General features: G+C 66.3%; 17 protein-coding genes and 1 pseudogene. 14 read left to right on the forward strand and 4 right to left on the reverse strand.

Going from position 1 to position 20,157, the window contains the following annotated elements; translation table 11 throughout:
- The first annotated feature begins 57 nt into the window (after nt 1-57).
- Entirely contained in the window at nt 58-1,374 is a 1,317-nt protein-coding gene (locus ACLQ7E_RS01285) for an MFS transporter (protein WP_411730720.1), read from the forward strand.
- Here ACLQ7E_RS01285 and ACLQ7E_RS01290 read toward each other — a convergent pair.
- Both ACLQ7E_RS01290 and ACLQ7E_RS01295 read right to left on the reverse strand, forming a co-directional pair.
- The gene (locus tag ACLQ7E_RS01290; protein WP_411730721.1) at nt 1,371-2,654 is read right to left on the reverse strand and encodes an alpha/beta fold hydrolase; all 1,284 of its coding nucleotides are present in this window, start codon (nt 2,652-2,654) and stop codon (nt 1,371-1,373) included. The genes ACLQ7E_RS01285 and ACLQ7E_RS01290 overlap by 4 nt on opposite strands.
- Entirely contained in the window at nt 2,651-3,130 is a 480-nt protein-coding gene (locus tag ACLQ7E_RS01295; protein WP_411730722.1) for an N-acetyltransferase family protein, read from the reverse strand. The genes ACLQ7E_RS01290 and ACLQ7E_RS01295 overlap by 4 nt, the downstream gene beginning before the upstream one ends.
- Nucleotides 3,131-3,245: 115 nt before the next feature.
- Here ACLQ7E_RS01295 and ACLQ7E_RS01300 point away from each other — a divergent pair, with 115 nt between their 5' ends.
- Nucleotides 3,246-4,100 carry a metal-dependent hydrolase gene (locus ACLQ7E_RS01300; protein WP_411730723.1) on the forward strand — a complete coding sequence of 285 codons (855 nt, stop codon included), beginning with the start codon at nt 3,246-3,248 and terminating at the stop codon, nt 4,098-4,100.
- Nucleotides 4,101-4,158: 58 nt separating this feature from the next.
- Here ACLQ7E_RS01300 and ACLQ7E_RS01305 read toward each other — a convergent pair whose 3' ends face one another.
- Nucleotides 4,159-6,690 carry a DEAD/DEAH box helicase gene (locus ACLQ7E_RS01305; protein WP_411730724.1) on the reverse strand — a complete coding sequence of 844 codons (2,532 nt, stop codon included), beginning with the start codon at nt 6,688-6,690 and terminating at the stop codon, nt 4,159-4,161.
- A 52-nt stretch (nt 6,691-6,742) separates the two neighbouring features.
- On the opposite strand from ACLQ7E_RS01305, the gene ACLQ7E_RS01310 reads away from it, so the two are divergent.
- The 3 genes from ACLQ7E_RS01310 to ACLQ7E_RS01320 all read left to right on the forward strand — a co-directional run bounded on the left by ACLQ7E_RS01310 (nt 6,743) and on the right by ACLQ7E_RS01320 (nt 9,471).
- Nucleotides 6,743-7,531: a trans-aconitate 2-methyltransferase gene (locus ACLQ7E_RS01310; RefSeq protein WP_411730725.1), complete on the forward strand. Its 789-nt coding sequence runs from the start codon at nt 6,743-6,745 to the stop codon at nt 7,529-7,531.
- Between the two features lie 38 nt (nt 7,532-7,569).
- On the forward strand, nt 7,570-7,881 hold the full coding sequence (locus tag ACLQ7E_RS01315) for a hypothetical protein (protein WP_411730726.1): 312 nt from the start codon (nt 7,570-7,572) through the stop codon (nt 7,879-7,881).
- A 261-nt stretch (nt 7,882-8,142) separates the two neighbouring features.
- Complete coding sequence (locus tag ACLQ7E_RS01320) at nt 8,143-9,471, forward strand: DUF222 domain-containing protein (RefSeq protein WP_411730727.1); 1,329 nt, start codon at nt 8,143-8,145, stop codon at nt 9,469-9,471.
- On the opposite strand, the gene ACLQ7E_RS01325 is transcribed toward ACLQ7E_RS01320, so the two are convergent.
- Complete coding sequence (locus ACLQ7E_RS01325) at nt 9,458-10,120, reverse strand: MBL fold metallo-hydrolase (RefSeq protein ID WP_411730728.1); 663 nt, start codon at nt 10,118-10,120, stop codon at nt 9,458-9,460. The two genes, ACLQ7E_RS01320 and ACLQ7E_RS01325, sit on opposite strands and share 14 nt — an antisense overlap.
- A gap of 85 nt (nt 10,121-10,205) precedes the next feature.
- Between ACLQ7E_RS01325 and ACLQ7E_RS01330 the strand changes: the two genes are divergently transcribed.
- From ACLQ7E_RS01330 to ACLQ7E_RS01370, 9 genes and pseudogenes are all read left to right on the forward strand, one after another.
- A complete protein-coding gene (locus ACLQ7E_RS01330; protein WP_411730729.1) occupies nt 10,206-10,589 on the forward strand; it encodes a GntR family transcriptional regulator in 384 nt (127 codons plus the stop codon).
- Between the two features lie 62 nt (nt 10,590-10,651).
- Nucleotides 10,652-13,534, forward strand: a complete 2,883-nt coding sequence (gene uvrA / locus ACLQ7E_RS01335) for an excinuclease ABC subunit UvrA (RefSeq protein WP_411730730.1) — start codon at nt 10,652-10,654, stop codon at nt 13,532-13,534.
- A gap of 80 nt (nt 13,535-13,614) precedes the next feature.
- A complete protein-coding gene (locus ACLQ7E_RS01340) occupies nt 13,615-14,334 on the forward strand; it encodes an HAD hydrolase-like protein (protein WP_411730731.1) in 720 nt (239 codons plus the stop codon).
- Nucleotides 14,335-15,003: a lysophospholipid acyltransferase family protein gene (locus ACLQ7E_RS01345; protein ID WP_411730732.1), complete on the forward strand. Its 669-nt coding sequence runs from the start codon at nt 14,335-14,337 to the stop codon at nt 15,001-15,003. It abuts the gene before it with no gap.
- A gap of 16 nt (nt 15,004-15,019) precedes the next feature.
- Nucleotides 15,020-16,981, forward strand: coding sequence for an excinuclease ABC subunit UvrC (gene uvrC, locus ACLQ7E_RS01350; RefSeq protein ID WP_411730733.1), 1,962 nt, complete (start codon nt 15,020-15,022; stop codon nt 16,979-16,981).
- Between the two features lie 35 nt (nt 16,982-17,016).
- Complete coding sequence (gene rapZ / locus ACLQ7E_RS01355) at nt 17,017-17,910, forward strand: RNase adapter RapZ (RefSeq protein WP_411730734.1); 894 nt, start codon at nt 17,017-17,019, stop codon at nt 17,908-17,910.
- 6 nt (nt 17,911-17,916) lie between these two features.
- The gene (locus ACLQ7E_RS01360; protein ID WP_411730735.1) at nt 17,917-18,957 is read left to right on the forward strand and encodes a gluconeogenesis factor YvcK family protein; all 1,041 of its coding nucleotides are present in this window, start codon (nt 17,917-17,919) and stop codon (nt 18,955-18,957) included.
- Between the two features lie 10 nt (nt 18,958-18,967).
- Nucleotides 18,968-19,948 (forward strand): DNA-binding protein WhiA, encoded by a 981-nt coding sequence (gene whiA, locus ACLQ7E_RS01365; RefSeq protein WP_217387744.1) that lies wholly within the window; start codon nt 18,968-18,970, stop codon nt 19,946-19,948.
- Nucleotides 19,949-20,040: 92 nt separating this feature from the next.
- Nucleotides 20,041-20,157 (forward strand): annotated as a pseudogene (locus ACLQ7E_RS01370) (superoxide dismutase); the annotation flags it as partial.

Raw genomic sequence — 20,157 nt, forward strand, 5'->3', positions numbered from 1 at the left:
TTGGGGGGGGGGCCCCCCACGGCCGTTAACCGTCAGTCCGTTGCTAGGCTGGGGCGCGTGAGTACATCCCCGATCCCCGCAGCCACCCACCTTGCGACCGAGCGTGCGCGTGCCCAGCGCCGCACCGTGGCCATCCTCTCCGCCTCCCAGCTGCTCAGCGGCGTGGGCAACGGTGCGGGGCTGGCCATTGGTTCACTGATGGCCGTGGAGCTGACCGGTTCCAACGCGTTTGCCGGGGCCGCGACCACCGCGATCTCGGTCGCCGGCGCACTCAGTGCCCTGCCGCTTGCGGCGCTTGCAGTGAAGCGCGGCCGCCGCGTGGCACTGTCCTTCGGCTACTTCCTGGCCGCGCTGGGCGCCATCGGCATGATGCTGGCGCCGGTGCTGCAGAGCTTCGCGATGCTGATGCTCGGGGCGGCGCTGCTGGGGGTGGGCAGCGCGGCGAACCTGCAGGCGCGCTTCGCCGCCACCGACCTTGCCGACGACGCCACCCGCGGGCGCGACCTGGGGCTGGTGGTCTGGGCCATCACGATCGGCGCGGTTGCGGGCCCGAACCTCATCGGACCCGGCGCGGTGCTGGGCCAGGGGCTGGGGCTGCCGCCCATGAGCGGGCCGTTCCTCTTTTCCCTGGCCGGGATGGTGCTGGCAATCCTGGTGCTGAACATCGGGCTGCGCCCGGACCCCATCGACCTGGCCCGCGCCTGGGAGGCCGCCGACGGCGTGGCCCCGCACCCGCCGGCGGTGGGCCGCCGTCGCGGCTCGCTGGCCACCGGGCTGGTGGCGGTGCGAGCCTCGCCCGGGGCAACCCTGGGCATCTCCACCATCGTGGTGGCGCACCTGGTGATGGTCGGCGTCATGTCGATGACCCCGGTGCATCTCAAGGACCTGGCTGCCATCCCCGGGCACGAAATGCACGGGGGAACCGCCGACATCCTGGTCGTCATCGGGTTCGTGATCTCCCTGCACATCGCCGGCATGTACGCGCTCTCCCCGTTCATCGGCTCGCTGGCCGATCGGATCGGGCAGCCGCGGATGATGCTGGCGGGACAGGGCATGCTGGTGGCCGCGGTGCTGGTCGCCGGGCTGGGTGCCGATTCACGCGCCGCCGTCACCACCGGGCTGGTGCTGCTGGGCCTGGGCTGGTCAATGTGCACGGTCTCCGGCTCCGCGTTCCTGGCCGCAAGGGTCGAGCGCGGGCGCCGCGTGTTGGTCCAGGGCGTCTCCGACACCCTCATGGGTGCTGCAGGGGCGCTGGGTGCCGCAGGCTCCGGGCTGCTGCTGGCCTGGCTGGGCTATGCCGGGCTCGGCTACCTGTGCCTGGCCTTCATCCTGGTGGTCGCAGCCTTCAGCGTGCGCGAGGTCGTGCGCTCCTAGCGTTCCTCGTTGCTCATTTCCAGCAGCTTCGCGAAGATCATTGCGCCCTCGTCGCCGATTCCGTCGTGGTGGAACTCGTCGGTTTCCCACACCCGCATGTTGCCCACCGCGGCGGCGGTATGAAGCGACAGCTCCCTGTCCACATACACGTCGTGGACGTAGACGGCCGCTGCCACCGGCACGGTGTTGGCGGCCAGGACCGCGGGGTCATAGAGCGGTTCCCAGCCGTCGTGCTCGGCCAGGACGCGCGCGGTTTCCTCCAGCGGGCGTAGGGCCGCATCGTCCTGGAAGTACCAGCGGTACACCATTTCTCCGGTGAGCAGCGGTGCGGTGGCCGTGGGGGAGAAGGCGGGGAATTCCTCCAGAATCCGCTCTGCCGACCAATTGGTGGCCGAGCCCTGCGCGTAGATCGACTCGTGCAGCAGCGCGTAGAGCGGGTTGGTGGTGCGGTCGGCCTGCTCGGCGACCGCGGCCAGGAAGGAGTCCGAGAGCCGCCTGCCGCCCGGGGTGTCGATGAAGGCCCCCTCGAGCACGTGGTGCAGCGAGTGAACCCGGGTGTTGCCGCCCAGGAACTGGCCGAGCATCTGCACCAGCGGCACGGTGAGCGGCCGGCCACCCGGCAGGTGCTCCTCGGTGTGGGCCAGGTGCGCCACGATCTCACCCAACACCTGGCGGTCGCGCGGGTACCAGTCGAAGTATTCCGTGTTGCGCTCGGCCATGCGCCGGTAGGTCGCCCGGTACACGGTGTCCGCGTCTGCGGTGAGCGAGGCCAGCCCGCCGGTGACGATGCAGCGCTCCAGCGCTTCCGGGGCGATCGACAGGTAGGTCAGCGTGCAGAAACCGCCGTAGCTTTGCCCGAAGGTGCTCCACTTGGCGATCCCAAGGGCCTCGCGGATGGCCTCGGCGTCGCGCACGATCGAATCGGCGCGGAAGTGCGTGAGGTAGGTGGCCTGCGCCGCCGCGTCCCCGCGCAGCGGCAGGGACTGGCGGTTGGCCGGGGTGCTGCCCCCGGTGCCGCGCTGGTCCAGCAGCAGGATGCGGAAGGTCTTGGCGGCTTCGGCCATCCAGCCGGTCAGCGATGCCGGGCGCGGGCATTTCCCGCCCGGGCCGCCCTGCAAGAAGAGCAGCCACGGCAGCGCGGCGGGGTCCTCGTGCTTGGTGGAGGAGATCTCGCGGGCGAACACCGTGATCTTTTCGCCCGCCGGGCGGGCGTGGTCCAGGGGGAGCTCGAAGTGGTGCTCGGTGGTGTTCATCCCGCGGAAGGTATGGGTGGTGCTCATATCGACGCCCCCAGTTCCGCCAGTGCGTCGCCCTCGAGGCGGCGTACCGTCCAGCCGTCCATCGATCCGGCGCCGAGCGAGTCGTAGAAGCCGATGGCGGGGGAGTTCCAGTCCAGCACGCTCCACTCCACGCGTCGGTATCCGCGCTCCACGGCGATCTGCGCCAGGGTGCCCAGCAATGCCTTCCCGTGCCCGGAACCGCGCTCGGTTTCGCGCACGTACAGGTCCTCCAGGTGGATCCCGTGCGTGCCCTCCCACGTCGAGTACGTCAGGTACCACAGGGCGAAGCCGAGCACGGTGCCCTCGTCCTCGACCACGTGGGCGTACACCTGCGGGTCGGGCCCGAAGAGGTGGGCCACCAGCTGGTCCTCGGTGTTTTTCACGGCGTCGGGCTCGCGCTCAAAGATGGCCAATTCGTGGATGAGATCCAGGATTGCGGCGGCGTCCGAGGTCTGTGCTGGGCGAATCAAAGACATGTGACCAAGCCTACCGGGAGCGCATGCGTGCCGTGAATCCAACGCGTGGGTGCGCGCCCCTAAGGTAGGGGGCGATCGAGAAGCAAGAACCAAAGCAAGGACGGCACCAAGCAATATGATGGGCGGCCACCACGCGGCCACCGGCGCAGCAGCCTGGATCGCGTTGACCACGAATTTCATGCTCCCCACCGGGAGTCTCCCCGAGCGCCTTCACTGGCTGCCCGACGCGATCCCGCTGGGCTTCGGCCTGCTGGAACAGAGCCCGATCGCCGGGGTTGCAGGGGCGATGGTCTGCGCCGGGGCGGCGTTGCTGCCCGATGCGGACCACCGCCGGGCCACCATCGCGCACTCGCTGCCGCCGGTGTCCAACGCGATCTGCGCGGGCATCGGCGAGGTCTCCGGCGGGCACCGCAACGGCACGCACTCGCTGCTGGGCATCGCGGCATTCACGTTCATGGCGTGGGTGCTGGGGATGTGGACCATGGAGAATTCCCGCTACGGGCTGATCTATCCGGGCGCCGGACTGCTGGCGGTGTTGCTGGTGTCGTTCGCGCTGAAGGCGCTGAAGTTCATTCCCGACACCATGGCGAAGCTGCCGTGGCTGATCTCGGTCCCGGCGGGCATCTTCGTGGCGATCTTCTCGCCCGACGAGCAGAACTGGCTGGTGCTTGCGGTGGCCGTGGGCTGCGCGGTGCACATTGCCGGGGACATGCTCACCGTCGGCGGCTGCAACCTGATCTGGCCGATCCGGATCCGTTCCCCGCGCTTCATCCGCCGCATGCCGCTGCTCAGGGACGTGTGGAAGCCCGGCGGACGGATTGCGATCCCGGTGCTGGGGCGGGCCGGGTCCGTGCGCGAGTGGTTGCTCTGCGTGCCGGTCTCCGTGTACGCGCTGGCCGGGCTGGTGGTGCCGATCGTGCTGGTGGCCCACAACCAGGTGCTGCCGCTGACCAAGTTGCTGGGCTTCTGAGCACAGACAAATGCGCCCGCCGGAATCGATCCGGCGGGCGCATTTGTCTGTGTGGAACCTAGTCCTGGCGTCCCACCTTGGTCACCGTGATGACCGGGTAGCCTGCCTCGTCGGAGTCCGCCAGGTTCACGCTCGCGTCGATGCCCCAGTCATGGTGGTTGGCCGGGTCCGCGAACACCTGCCGCACCTTCCACGACTCCTTGGAAGTGGTGATCAGCAGGAGGTTGGGACCGCGGCCGCCGGGACCGTCGTCGATGTCCTCGTGCTCCTCGAAGTAGGCGTCCATGGCATCGGCCCAGGCGTCGGCGCCGAAGCCCGAGTGCCCGTCCAGCTCGGCCAGGGCGGCGTCCTGCTCGTCGGCGAAGAGCTTCACGCGGCGGAACATCTCGTTGCGGACCATCACGCGGAAGGCGCGCTCGTTGGAGGTCAGGCGCTCGGGGGCCGGCGGGATGATCTCGGCGTCGGGTTCGTGCAGCACCCCGTTGGCCAGTTCCTCCCATTCGTCCAGCAGCGAGGAGTCGATCTGGCGGATCAGTTCCCCGAGCCATTCGATGAGGTCCTCGAGGTCCTCGCGCAGCGCGTCCTGCGGCACGGTCTGGCGCAGCGCCTTGAAGGCGTCGGTGAGGTAGCGCAGCAGCACGCCCTCGGAGCGGGCCAGCGAGTAGAACTGCACGTATTCGCTGAAGCTCATGGCGCGTTCGTACATGTCGCGGACCACTGACTTGGGGGCCACCTCGAAGTCGCCGAGCCAGGGGGCGCCGGCGCGGTACTGCTCAAACGCGTTGCCCAGCACCTCGGCCAGCGGCTGCGGGTAGCTGACCTCCTCGAGCGCTGCCATGCGGTCGTTGTACTCCATGCCCTCGGCCTTCATCGCGGCAATCGCCTCGCCGCGGGCCTTCTTCTGCTGGGCAGCGAGCACCTGGCGCGGCTTTTCCAGCGTGGCCTCGATGACCGAGACCACGTCCAGCGCGTAACCGGGGGACTCGGCGTCGAAGAGCTCCAGGGCCGCCAGCGCGAAGGGGGACAGCGGCTGGTTCAGCGCGAAGTTCTCCTGCAGGTGCACCGTGAGGGCCAGCATGTTCCCGTGCTTGTCAGGGTGCTCCAGGCGTTCGACGACGCCGGTGGCCAGCAGCTCGCGCAGGATGCCCAGCGCCTTGCGCTGCAGGGCGCGCTGGCGCACCGGGGGCTCGTGGTTCTCGGTGAGCAGCCGGCGTGCCGCGGCGAAGGAGTCGCCCTCGCGCGCCAGCAGGTTCAGCAGGATCGAGTGCGTCACGGCGAAGGAGGAGTTCAGCGTTTCGGGGGTGGAGGTGATGATCCGGTCGTAGGTCTTCTCGCCCCACGACACAAACCCCTGCGGTGGCTTCTTCTTGGTCACCTGGCGCAACTTCTTGGAGTCGTCGCCGAACTTGGCCAGCGCCTTCTCCATGGACTTCTTGTTCTCGATGGAGTGCTCGGGCGCCTGCACGACGACGGTCCCGGCGGTGTCGAATCCGGCCCTGCCCGCGCGTCCGGCGATCTGGTGGAATTCGCGGGCGTTCAGGACGCGGGTGCGCACCCCGTCGTACTTGGACAGCGCGGTGATCAGCACCGTGCGGATGGGCACGTTGATGCCCACGCCGAGTGTGTCGGTGCCGCAGATGACCTTGAGCAGGCCGGCCTGGGCCAGCTGCTCGACCAGCCGGCGGTACTTGGGCAGCATGCCGGCGTGGTGCACGCCGATGCCGTGGCGGACCAGGCGGTTCAGGGTCTTGCCGAAGCCGGGGGCGAATCTGAATCCGGCGATGAGCTCGGAGATCCGGTCCTTTTCCTCGCGGGTGCAGACGTTGATGCTCATCAGCCCGCTGGCCCGATCGATGGCCTCGAGCTGGCTGAAGTGCACCACGTAGATCGGCACCTGCTTGGTGCTCAGCAGTTCCTCGATGGCTTCCTGCACCGGGTCCTGCGAGTAGTAGTAGTGCAGGGGGACGGGGCGTTCGGCGTGCGCCACGGTGGTGGTTTCGCGCCCGGTGCGCAGCGTCAGCTCGTCCTCGAACCTGCCCACGTCGCCCAGGGTGGCGCTCATGATCAGGAATTGCGCCTGCGGGAGTTCCAGCAGCGGCACCTGCCAGGCCCAGCCGCGCTGCGGGTCGGAATAGAAGTGGAACTCGTCCATCACCACCGGGCCCAGGTCCGCGTTCTTGCCCTCGCGCAGGGCGATGTTGGCGAGGATCTCGGCGGTGCAGCAAATGATCGGGGCATCCTGGTTCACCGAGGAGTCCCCGGTGACCATGCCGACGTTTTCCGCGCCGAAGATCTTGCACAGGTCAAAGAACTTTTCCGAGACCAGCGCCTTGATCGGCGCGGTGTAGTAGCTGCGTTCGCCGCGGGCCAGCGCGTGGAAGTGCGCGGCGACCGCCACCAGCGACTTGCCGGATCCCGTGGGCGTGGCCAGGATGACGTTGTTGCCGCCAACGAATTCCATGACGGCCTCGTCCTGCGCCGGGTATAGCCCGATGCCGCGGTCCTCCACCCACTTGATGAAGGCTTCATAGGTCGATTCGGCGGTGGCACCGCGTGGGGGAGTGTTGGGCAGCAACTCGGTAAGTTTCATGATGTGTCCAAGACTATCGGTTTACGAGGGGCCTTCCGCTTAAGCTGTGTCTATGAAGTGGGACCCGAACAAGTACGTTGAGTTTGCTGATCACCGCGACCGCCCGTTTTATGATCTGACGGCCCGTATCACCGCTGCGACGCCGCGGCTGGTGGTGGATATGGGGTGTGGCCCCGGGCCGTTGACGCATTCACTGGCCGAGCGCTGGCACGACGCGCGCGTGATCGGTCTGGATTCGTCGACGGAAATGATCGAGCAGGCACGCGCCAAGCAGCATGCCGACAACCTTTCCTTCGAGTCCGCCGATGCGACGACCTGGATGCCGGAGCCGGAAACCGACGTACTGGTCTCCAACGCCATGTTGCAGTGGATCCCTGAACACCGGCAGCTGATCGCCCGCTGGCTGGAGGCATTGGCCCCCGGGGCGTGGTTCGCAGCCCAGGTCCCGGGCAACTTTGGTTCGCCCTCGCACACCCTGATGCGGCAGCTCGCGGAATCGGAGCGTTGGGCGCCTCAGCTGGCCGGCGTGCTGCGGCACGATGACGCAGCGGGGGAGCCCGTCAACTACCTGAAGATCCTGCTGGATGCCGGGTTTGAGTCGGATGTCTGGGAAACCACGTACGGACAGATCCTTTCCGGCACGAATCCGGTCCTGGAATGGGTTCGCGGCACCGCTTTGCGCCCCATCCTCGCCAAGCTAAACGAGGCAGACGCCTCCGAGTTCGAAGCCCGGTATGCGGAATTGGTTGCCGAGGCATATCCGGCCATCGACGACCACCGGGGTGGAACGGTGACACTGTTTCCGTTCCGCCGCATCTTCATGGTGGGCCGCAAGCGCTAGATTGCCCTGGGAGCATTGCCATCTCATATGGTGAAGGCATGAAGAATAGACTCTTGCCTGCGCTCGCCGTGGCGACGTTGATGCTTGGGGCCTGTGCCGGACCCTCCGTGGACGAGTTCCGCCAGCGCGACGTTCAGGGAAACACTGCCTGCATTCACTTTGGCAGTGGATACACGGACGACGGAAGCGTCGGTCGCACCAACATGGCAAAGGCCGCGGAACACGGCGCAGCTTCTTCAACCGAGCTGATTCGCGCTGCGGTGTACACAGATGGGTCCAGTGTGCCAGTCATCCAGGACAGGGAATTGTTCAAGAGGGCCTGCGAAGCTCAGGGCATGAGCTTCAAGTAGGCAGAAGGGGTTCAACCCGCGATTCCCAGCGGATTTGGAAAGTTTTTTATACATAGCCTCTGACCTGATGTTTTGTGGATCAGAAAATTCATCAAGCTCTTCACATCTGTTTCGAACAGGCATATAGTAGTACATATGTTCGAAGAGTGCGAAGGATACTTATCGAACCCGAGTTCACTCTCCGCGGAGGTTGCCGGGGAAATCCTCCTTGGCCATCGCCATATACCGGCTGACATGGTCAGGCCCGCCAGGGAACGCGCGTTGGCGCAAAAGCCCGGTGATGAGTACGTCGATTTCCTCGACGACATGGGTGTAGCCGTGACCCACCTGCCCCAAAACGTGGGGGAGCAAGTAAGGGTAGCCCGGATTGCGGCCATGGAAAGGACCAAGGCCGCAATCTGCGCGGCCCAAGCCAAGGAAGCCTACGGGCTTGAGCAGGACATCATTGCCCGGCATGAAGCCGAAGGCGCGTACAAGGAGTACCCGAACCGCGGTGCCGGCGCCGAAGTGGCACTGGCCCGCAAGGAAGCCCAACGTCTGGGCTCGCGGTTTATCTCGTATTCGAGATCCATGATCGAACACATGCCCTATACCTATGATGCCCTCGAGCGCGGAGAGCTAAACGAAGATCGTGCCATGCTCTTGGTTCGCGAAACCAATCAGCTGGACCCCGGTATCCGTGAATTGATTGACCGGAAAATCGCCGGCGAACGTGGGGCGTTTGACGGTGTCGGCGACAAGGGACTCTTGGCCCGCGTCAAGAAGGAAGTACTTGCTTTCAGCAACGCGGCCGAAATGATCAATCATGGCGACGCGATGAATAAGCGACGCATAACTGTGACGCCCACCCCCGATGGAATGATGCGAGTGAGCGGCCTGCTCCCAGTGATTCAGGGCGTCGCATTCAAGGAAGCGCTGGCCAAGGCGGCCTCCAAGCGCCGCTCCACTGAGGACAAGCGCACGGAAGCACAGGTCATGGCGGACATTGTCGTGGAGCGCGTCACCGGGCAGGAAATGGCCTCGCGCCCGCCGCTAATGATAAACGTCGTGATGACCGACCGATCCCTGCTTGCCGGTGATAGCGAACCGGCATTTATCAAAGGCTATGGCATCGTATCCGCAGAGTACGCACGTTGGCTGATGGCTGGGGACCGAACCGGTCCTGACGGTGAAAACGAAGCCGAAGCGTGGGTTCGTCGCCTGTACACGGCGCCGGTCAGTGGCCAACTCGTAGCCATGGAGTCGGAAGCACGGATTCTTCCGCAGAAACTGAAGGACTTGATCTCCATACGTGATCAATTCTGCCGCACACCCTACTGCGACGCCCCGATCCGCCACCATGACCACGTTTACCAAGTGGCCAGGGGTGGAAAGACGACGGAAGTCAACGCCGATGGCCGATGTGTTCGGTGCAACCAAACGAAGGAAACTTCCGGGTGGGAAGAATTCGTGATTCTGGGTCCCCGGCACACGATCCTGATAAAAACGCCCAGTGGGCAGATGTACCGAGCCATGGCCCCGCCGTTGCCGGGAACACCGGAATCACCTCCGCCGGGCTCCACCGACAGTATTGTGCCTACCAGCCCCTGACGCGCCATTCGGCCAAATTTGGATGCTCCGCACCCAACGTCGTGGTGGCCCCGTGCCCGGGTAGCACCAGGGACTCATCCGGATACTGCTCGAAGAGCCGGGTCGTAACGTCATCATGCAACGAAGTGAAGCGCTGCGGATCGTTCTGGGTGTTTCCCACGCCTCCCGGGAACAGGGAGTCGCCGCTGAAGATCACCGTGGCACCCCCGCTGTCTCGAAGCACATAGGCAATGGATCCGGGGGTATGGCCACGCAGGTGCACGCAATCCAGAATGACGGATCCGACCGAAACCGTGTCGCCGTGCTTCAAAGGAACGTCGATAGCCACATTGGCACCGGCCGCAATGCCTGCGACGTCTTCAGCTCCCGCAAAGGTTGTGACCCCGGTGCGCTCGGCGTATTCCTTCAGGGCCCGAATATGGTCCCAATGCTGGTGCGTCGTCGCGATGCCTTCCAGCTTCGTCGCAACCTTTGAGTCGGAGGAAGCCGACTCGACCAGGCCGTCGATGGCCGGCGCATCGTCGGCGGCGTCGATCAGCAACTGCGAGCCATCACCCTTCGATGTCACCAGGTAGATGTTGTTGGACATTTCGGAAACACTCACGGACCGGACGGTCGCATCGGCGAGGTCAAGGAAGAGTTCACTCATGCGAACACCTTACGTGGCGCGGCGATGGCCACGCGATAGTCTGAAACGAAGGCCCTGCCCCCAGTACCAACGAAGGACGGCACACATGGACAGCAACCCACTGGCATTCATCGCTCTCGACAGCACCGACAAGACCGCCCCCTACCAACAAGTCAGGCAACAGATACTCGTTGCCATCTCGAAGGGACGACTCAAGGCAGGAACCAAGCTGCCTTCGGTTCGGGCGCTCGCCGAACAACTCGGGCTCGCGGTCAACACCGCGGCAAAGGTCTACAAGGAGTTGGAAGCCAGCGGTGCGGTAGTGACCCGGGGGCGTCACGGCACCATCGTCCAGGCCACCGGTGATGAAGGATCCGTCGCGGTGGCGGACGCCGCCTCGGAATTTGCGGCTGTTGCGACACGCTGGGGGATCTCCGAAAAAGCGGCTGTCGGCTACCTTCGCGCGGCGTTCAGTTCGCAGGTTGGATAGCCCTGGGTCGTATTGCTCACAAGTGCGCGCAATTCGAACCAGTTTTCGATTAGCATGATCTGGTGGCTACTTCCCGCTCCCTCGAAACCCCCCGTCCGCACGACCTGACCCGCTTGGTGGTCAAGGGTGCGCGCGAACACAATCTACGCAACGTCGACCTGGATTTGCCGCGGGACGCGATGATCGTGTTCACCGGCCTCTCCGGCTCCGGCAAGTCCTCCCTGGCCTTTGACACCATCTTCGCCGAGGGGCAGCGACGCTACGTCGAGTCCCTGTCGGCTTACGCCCGCCAGTTCCTGGGCCAGGTGGACAAGCCCGATGTCGACTTCATCGAGGGGCTCTCGCCGGCGGTGTCGATCGACCAGAAGTCGACGTCGAAGAACCCCCGGTCCACCGTGGGAACCATCACGGAAATCTACGACTACATGCGCCTGCTCTGGGCTCGCGTGGGGCGTCCCTATTGCCCGGTCTGTGGCGAAGCCGTCACCAAGCAGACCCCGCAGCAGATCGTGGACCAGCTGCTCGAGCTTGAACCCAAGACCCGTTTCCAGGTCCTGGCGCCGGTCGTGCGCGGCCGCAAGGGCGAGTTCGTCGACCTGTTCAAGGAGCTGGGCTCCAAGGGGTACTCCCGGGCGCGCGTCGATGGGGAAACGATTCAGCTCAGCGATCCGCCGAAGCTCGGAAAGCAGTTCAAGCACACCATCGAGGTCGTCATCGACCGGCTGGCCATCAACGACACCGTGCGCCAGCGCCTGACCGACTCCATCGAAACCGCACTCAATCTCTCCGAGGGCAGGGTCCTGATTGATTTCGTGGACCTCGATCCGGAAGACGAGGGCCGCGTGCGTGCCTTCTCCGAAAACCTTGCCTGCCCCAACGAACACCCGTTGGCCATCGACGAGATCGAACCGCGCTCCTTCTCCTTCAACAACCCCTTCGGCGCCTGCCCCGCCTGCAGCGGCATTGGCACGCGCCTTGAGGTCGACGAAGACCTGATCATTCCCGACGTTGACATGCCGCTGGGGCAAGGCGCCATCGCGCCGTGGTCGCTCGGAACCGCCACCAGTGAATATTGGAACCGCCTGCTGGAGGGCCTGGGCGCCGAACTCGACTTCACGCTTGAAACCCCCTGGAACAAGCTTCCCGCGGTGGCCCGGCAGGCCATCCTGCACGGCAAGGACCACAAGGTCGTCGTGCAGTACAAGAACCGCTTCGGCCGGGAACGCAAGTACTCAACCGGCTTCGAGGGCGTGGTGCAGTACATCCACCGCAAGCACCTCGAAACCGAATCCGACAATGCCCGGGACAAGTACGAAGAGTACATGCGGCAGATCCCGTGCCCGGAATGCAATGGCGCACGGCTGAACCCTGCCTCCCTGTCCGTGCTGATCAACGGCAAATCCATTGCCGCTGTCTCCGCCATGCCGATGCGCGAATGCTCGGACTTCCTCGAGAACCTGGTGCTGACCGGCCGCGAGGCCCAGATTGCCAACCAGGTGCTCAAGGAGATCCAGGCACGGCTGCGCTTCCTGCTGGACGTCGGGCTCGAATACCTGAACCTGGAACGTCCCGCCGGGACGCTTTCGGGCGGCGAGGCCCAGCGCATCCGTTTGGCGACGCAGATCGGCTCGGGCCTGGTTGGCGTGCTCTACGTGCTCGACGAACCCTCCATCGGCCTGCACCAGCGTGACAACCGCCGACTCATCGAGACACTGACGCGCCTGCGTTCACTGGGCAACACGCTGATCGTCGTCGAGCACGACGAGGACACCATCGCCGAGGCCGACTGGATCGTTGACATCGGCCCGGGCGCCGGCGAACACGGCGGCGAGGTGGTGCACTCGGGCTCCCTGGCGGACCTGAAGGCCAATACCCGCTCCATCACCGGCGACTACCTCTCCGGACGCAAGAAGATCGAGGTGCCGGCCAAGCGCCGCACGATCGACAAGAAGCGCCAGGTCACCGTCGTGGGGGCCCGCGAGAACAACCTAGAGGACCTCACCGCACGCTTCCCGCTCGGTGTGCTGACCGCCGTCACCGGCGTCTCCGGCTCGGGCAAGTCCACGCTGGTCAACGACGTGCTCTACAAGGTGCTGGCCAACAGGCTTAATGGCGCCAAGCAGGTGCCCGGGCGGCACACCCGCGTCGAGGGCCTCGAACACCTCGACAAGGTCATCCACGTCGACCAGTCGCCCATCGGCCGCACCCCGCGCTCCAACCCCGCCACCTACACCGGGGTCTTCGACCACATCCGCAAGCTCTTCGCGGAGACCAACGAGGCCAAGGTCCGCGGCTACCTGCCGGGCCGCTTCTCCTTCAACGTCAAGGGCGGCCGCTGCGAATCCTGTTCCGGCGACGGCACGCTGAAGATCGAAATGAACTTCCTGCCCGACGTGTACGTCCCGTGTGAGGTTTGCCATGGTGCGCGCTACAACCGCGAGACCCTGGAAGTGCACTACAAGGGGAAATCCATCGCCGACGTGCTGAACATGCCCATCGAGGAAGGCGCGGAATTCTTCGCCGCCTTCACCCCGATCGCCCGCCACCTGCGCACGCTGGTGGACGTGGGGCTGGGCTACGTCCGTCTCGGACAGGCGTCCACTACGCTCTCCGGCGGCGAGGCGCAACGCGTGAAGCTGGCTGCCGAACTGCAGAAACGCTCCAACGGCCGCTCCATCTACGTGCTTGACGAGCCCACCACCGGCCTGCATTTCGAGGATATCCGCAAGCTGTTGCTGGTCCTGCAGAGCCTGGTCGACAAGGGCAACACCGTCATCACCATCGAACACAACCTCGACGTGATCAAGTCCGCGGACTGGGTCATCGACATGGGCCCGGAGGGCGGCAGCGGCGGTGGCGAAATCATCGCGCTCGGCACCCCGGAAGAGGTCGCCAAGGTGAGCGGCAGCTACACCGGAAAGTTCCTCGCGCCGCTGCTCGGCTAGGTGGCAAAGCCGTTCGTGTATGCCGCTTCGGGCATGCACGAACGGCGGATGCGCCCAGTCCATGCGAGAATACAACAGTGATGAATGCTCCCTCCGCCGTGCTCCTTGACCTCGATGGAACCCTCGTGGATCCGGCCGGGGCCATCACCTCGGGTATCCGCCATGCGTTGACGCAGGCGCAGATCCCCGACCCGGGTGAAGAAAAACTCCGTTCCCTCATCGGCCCGCCGCTGACCATTGGGCTTGCCACCATCGACGGCGTCACCGCCCAAAACGTCGGTTCGCTGATCACCGCCTACCGCGCACAATATGCCGAAACCGGCATGGCCGCCTCGCGTCCCTACCCGGGCGTGAAGCAGCTGCTGGCAGCATTGCGCGCCGCCGGCACCACGGTGCTGGTGGCCACGGCCAAGCCCACGCACATTGCCCGCGAGCTGCTCGCGGTGCAGGAAATCACCCCGCTGCTCGACGGGATCTTCGGCAACGACGACGAGGGCGACGGGACATCCTCGTCCAAGACCCACATCATCGCCGCCGCTATCCGCGCACACGACCTGGACCCGGCACGCTGCGTGATGGTGGGGGACCGCCGTTACGACATCGAGGCCGCCCACGAGAACAACATGGCGTCCATCGGCGCCGGCTGGGGGTTCGCCGAGGACGGCGAACTGGCTGCCGCCGGGGCCGGCGCCCATGCGGCCGACCTTCCCGGGCTGGCCGACCTGCTGCTGGGAAATGCCGCCGGGGAAGCGGTCCGCGAATCGCTCATGGCCGCCACCACCAAGGGAGCCAGCGCCTAAATGAGCCTGTACACCATGACCCGCTCCTCGATCCGCGGGCTGCTTTCGGGGCTGTGCCGTCCCACCGTCACCGGCCTGGAAAACGTGCCGCGCACCGGGCCCGTCATCATCGCCTCCAACCACCTCTCCTTCCTGGACTCGATCATCATCCAGGCGCTGACCCCGCGAGACGTGGCGTTCTTCGCCAAGGCCGAGTACTTCACCACCCCCGGCCTCAGGGGCAAGGCCATGAAGACCTTCTTCGAATCCGTGGGCTCCATCCCGGTGCAGCGCGGGGAGCAGGCAGCTTCCGTGGCGGCACTGGAATCCCTGGTAGACATCCTGGAAACCGGCGGCGGCATCGGCATCTACCCGGAGGGCACCCGCTCCCGCGACGGCATGCTCTACCGCGGGCGAACCGGCGTGGGCTGGCTGGCGCTGAGCACCGGGGCCCCGGTGGTTCCCGTGGGCCTGATCGGCACCGAAAACCTGCAGCCCGCCGGCAGGAACACCATCAAGCCGCACCACTTCACCCTCGCGTTCGGCAAGCCGCTGCAGTTCGAGCACCTGGGCCGCAAGCACCCGCTGCCGCAGCGCCGCGCCGCCACCGATGCGATCGTCGATGCCATCGCGGAACTCACCGGCCAGGAGCGCGTGGACGCCTACAACCAAACCCCGATCACCGACTAGCACCGAAGGCGCAGACGTGGCAGACCCAAGAAGCTACCGCCCCGCGACGGGGGACATCCCGCTGAACCCCGGGGTGTACCGCTTCCGCGACGAGGTGGGACGGGTCATCTACGTCGGCAAGGCCAAGGTGCTGCGCTCGCGCCTGAACTCCTACTTCGCCAACCCGGCGTCGCTGACCCCCAAGACCCACGCCATGGTGCACACCGCCACCTCCGTGGAATGGACGGTCGTGGGCTCGGAGCTCGAGGCCCTCCAGCTGGAGTACACCTGGATCAAGGAATTCAACCCGCGCTTCAACATCGTCTTCCGCGACGACAAGTCCTACCCGTACCTCGCGGTGACGATGGGGGAGAAGTACCCGCGCGCCCAGGTGATGCGCGGGGACAAGCGCAAGGACACCAAGTACTTCGGCCCGTTCTACCCGGCCAAGGCCATCCGCGAGACCCTCGACACGCTGTTGCGCGTCTTCCCGGTGCGCAGCTGCTCCGCCGGGGTCTTCAAGCGCGCCGAATCCTCCGGGCGGCCCTGCCTGCTGGGCTACATCGACAAGTGCGCAGCCCCCTGCGTGGGACGCATCAGCCCCGAGGACCACAAGCAGCTCGCCGCGGACCTCTGCCAGTTCATGGGCGGGGAAGGCACCCGCTTCATCAAGGAACTCGAATCCAAGATGGCCGATGCGGTCTCCAGGCTCGAATACGAACAGGCGGCCCGACACCGGGACGACATCGCCGCGCTGCGCCGGGTCTTCGAGCGCAACGCGGTGGTGCTGGCCGAAAACACCGAGGCCGACATCTTCGCGGTGCACGAGGACGAGCTCGAGGCCGCCGTGCAGGTCTTCCACGTGCGCAACGGGCGCATCCGGGGCCAGCGCGGCTGGGTCGTGGAAAAGGTCGAGGACTCCACTCCTGCCGAATTCATCGAGCACCTGCTCACCCAGGTCTACGGCGAGGCCGCCGGGGACGACAGGATCCCGCGGGAGGTGCTGGTTCCCGTGCTGCCGGAGAACACGGCCGACGTCGCTGCCTGGCTGCACGAGCGCCGCGGCTCGGCCGTCTCGCTGCGCGTACCCCAGCGCGGGGACAAGGCGACGCTGGCCGAAACCGTGCGCGAAAACGCCGAACAGTCGCTGCGCCTGCACAAGTCCCGGCGCGCCGGGGACCTGACCACGCGCTCGGCCTCGCTGCAGGAACTCCAGGACGCGCTCGGGCTGCCGATCCCGCTGCTGCGCATCGAATGCTACGACGCCTCGCACACCCAGGGCACCAACGTCGTCGCCTCCATGGTGGTGTTCGAGGACGGGCTGCCGAAAAAGAGCGACTACCGCAAGTTCGCGATCACCGGGGACGCCGCACGCGACGACACCGCCTCCATGTACGACGTGATCTCCCGCCGCTTCAGGAACTACCTCGCGGACATGGCCGACACCGTCCCGATGGTCAGCGGCGAAATTGACATTGCCGACGCGTCCGAGCGCATGCCGGCGCGCAAGTTCGCCTACCCGCCCTCGCTGGTCATCGTCGACGGCGGGCCGCCGCAGGTCGCCGCCGCCTCCCGGGCGCTTGCCGACCTGGGCATCGACGACATCTACGTCGTCGGACTGGCCAAGCGCCTGGAGGAGCTGTGGCTGCCCGAGGACGAGTTCCCGGTGATCCTGCCGCGGGCCTCCCACGCGCTGTACATGGTCCAGCGGATCCGTGACGAGGCGCACCGCTTCGCCATCACCTTCCACCGCAAGAAGCGCTCGGCCTCGATGACCACCTCGCTGCTTGACACCATCGACGGCCTGGGCCCGGCCAAGCGCGAGGCGCTGCGCAAGCACTTCGGGTCGATGAAGAAGATGCGCGCCGCCTCCGTCGCGGAACTCACGAAGGTCCCGGGCATCGGTCCGGTGCTTGCAGCAACGGTGTTCGACGCGCTGGCGGCCGCCGGCACCGGTGCGCCGGCAGTGAACATGGCGACCGGAGAGGTGCTTGACTAGCCGGTTCTGCCCGAAAAGGCGACTAGGCTAGGGGCATGACCTCCGAGCTTGCCCCCGTGAAACCTCCCGAGTCCGAACTCCTCGTGATAACCGGCATGTCGGGCGCCGGCCGCACCACCGCCGCCCACGCCCTGGAGGACCACGGCTGGTATGTGGTGGAGAACCTCCCCCCGACCCTGCTGGGCATGCTCACCGAGATCGTGGCGCACTCCGGGGGCTCCATCCCGAAGCTTGCAGTGGTCATGGACGTGCGCTCCAAGTCGCTCTTCCCGCAGCTGCGCGAGAACCTGAACGCGTTGACCAGCGCCGGCATCGTGTACCGCGTGCTCTTCCTGGACGCGGCCGACGACCTGCTCGTGCGCCGCTTCGAACAGGGCAGGCGCCCGCACCCGCTGCAGGGGGACGAACGGATCGTCGACGGGATCAACCGCGAGCGCGAGGTGCTGCGCGAGCTGAAGGATGCCGCGGAGATCGTCGTGGACACCACCGAGATGTCGGTGCACGACCTGGCCCGTTCCATCACCGAGCTCTTCTCCGAGTCCGGGCCGATCGTGCTGCGGCTGAACGTGATGAGCTTCGGCTTCAAGTACGGGCTGCCCACCGACGCCAACTACGTCGCAGATGTCCGCTTCATCCCCAACCCGCATTGGGTCCCGGAACTGCGCCCGCACACCGGCAAGGAAAAACCCGTCTCCGACTACGTGCTCGGGGCCAAGGGCGCGGCCGAATTCATCGAGCGCTACATCTCTGCCCTCGAGCCGGTCTTCGAGGGCTACCGCCGGGAAAACAAGCACTACGCGACCATCGCGGTGGGCTGCACCGGCGGCAAGCACCGCTCCGTGGCCACGGCCGAGGAGATCGGTCGCCGACTGGCCCAGCTGCCCAGCGTCCGGGTGAACATCACGCACAGGGACCTGGGGCGCGAGTAGTCCGCCATGGCGTTTTTCACCGGTCCCATCCCCATCCAGCCCCCCGCACGTTCCGCCGAGGACAACCAGGTGGTGCGCGTGGTCGCCCTCGGCGGCGGCCACGGGCTCTCCGCCTCCCTGTCCGCACTGCGCCGGCTCACCACCGACCTGACTGCCATCGTCACGGTTGCCGACGACGGGGGCTCCTCCGGGCGCCTGCGCGAGGAACTCGACGTGCTGCCGCCCGGGGACCTGCGCATGGCCCTTGCCGCCCTGTGCGACGACACCGACTGGGGGAGGACCTGGCGCGATGTCATGCAGCACCGCTTCACCTCCAAGCCCGGATCCACCGCCTCACTCGACAAGCACGCGGTGGGCAACCTGCTGATCGTGGCGCTGTGGGAACTGCTCAAGGACCCGGTGGCGGGGCTGCGCTGGGCCGGAGCGCTGCTCGGCGCCCGCGGCCAGGTCCTGCCCATGAGCATCACCCCGCTGACGATCACCGGAGACGTGCTGCAGGAAGACGCCGGCACCGGGCTGGTCCGGCGCCGCATCTCGGGACAGGCGAAGCTCGCCGAGGCCGGCGAGAGCGCCCTGGTCTCCAACGTTCGCCTGGAACCCGCGGACGCCGCCGCCTGCACCGAGGCGCTGGACGCCATCGAGCTGGCGGACTGGGTGGTGCTGGGCCCCGGGTCCTGGTACACCTCGGTGCTGCCGCACCTGTTGCTGCCGGAAATGCGAGAGGCGCTGCAGCACACGCCCGCCCGCCGGCTGCTGACCATGAACCTCTCCACCAACACCGCCGAGACCGGCGGGATGGACGCGGCGGCGCACTTGGAGGTCATCTCCCGGTACGCGCCCCAGCTGCGTCTGGACGCCGTGCTGGCGGACCCGACGACCATTTCGGACCACGAGGCATTCACCCAGGCGGCAGCCCGGCTAGGTGCCCGCACCTTTTTCGGTAAAGTAGGGGTTGGTGCCGGACGCGCAGTCCACGACCCCTTGAGACTTGCCGCCGCATACCATGACGTGTTCACCACGTTCAGCACAGACGAGCCCAGCAGTTAGGAAACAATCCATGGCACTGACGGCTTCCGTCAAGGACGAGCTGTCCCGGCTTGAGATTCGGAGATCATCCGAACGCAAGGCTGAGGTATCCACCATGCTGCGATTCTGCGGTGGACTCCACATCATTTCCGGACGCATCGTCATCGAGGCCGAGGTTGACCTCGCCTCCACCGCCCGGCGGCTTCGTGCCGCCATCGCCGAGGTCTACGGACACACCTCGGAAATCATCGTTGTCTCCGGCGGCGGCCTGCGCCGCGGCAACCGCTACGTGGTCAGGGTGGTGCGCGACGGTGAGGCCCTGGCGCGCCAGACCGGCCTGCTCGACGGGCGCGGCCGACCGGTGCGCGGGCTTCCCTCGGTCATCGTCAACGGCTCCACCGCCGATGCCGAGGCCGTGTGGCGCGGAGCCTTCCTTTCCCACGGCTCCCTGACGGAGCCCGGACGGTCCTCTGCCCTGGAAATCACCTGCCCCGGCCCCGAATCCGCACTGGCACTGGTCGGCGCCGCAAGGCGCCTGGGCCTGGTGGCCAAGGCCCGCGAGGTCCGCGGCGTGGACCGGGTGGTCATCCGCGACGGCGAGGCCATCGCGCAGCTGCTCACCCGCATGGGCGCCCACGACGCACTGATGGTCTGGGAAGAACGCCGCATGCGCAAGGAAGTGCGGGCCACGGCCAACCGCCTGGCCAACTTCGACGACGCGAACCTGCGCCGTTCGGCCCAGGCCGCCGTCGCCGCCGGTGCCCGGGTCGACCGCGCCCTGGAGATCCTGGGCGAGGAAGTGCCCGAACACCTCAAGTACGCCGGCGCCCTGCGAGTGGCGCACAAGCAGGCGTCCCTGGATGAGCTCGGCCGCATGGCCGAACCGCCCATGACCAAGGACGCGATTGCCGGTCGCATTCGCAGGCTCTTGGCCATGGCCGACAAAAGGGCTTCTGAATTGGGAATACCCGGCACCGAGGCGAGCGTTCCCTTGGATATGCTCGAGCACTGATACACGAGTTTTCCGCCAGCTACGCGGAGATGCAGTAACGAAGAACAGCGCACCCGCGTCCCGCGGGGTGCCGACGAGAATGAGGAGTCGTTTTGGCTATTTATACCTTGCCCGAGCTGCAGTACGATTACGCGGCCCTGGAGCCGAATATTTCGGCGCGGATCATGGAGCTGCACCACTCGAAGCACCACGCGGCCTATGTCGCCGGC

This window comes from Paeniglutamicibacter sp., assembly GCF_046714615.1.
GTDB lineage: Bacteria > Actinomycetota > Actinomycetes > Actinomycetales > Micrococcaceae > Paeniglutamicibacter.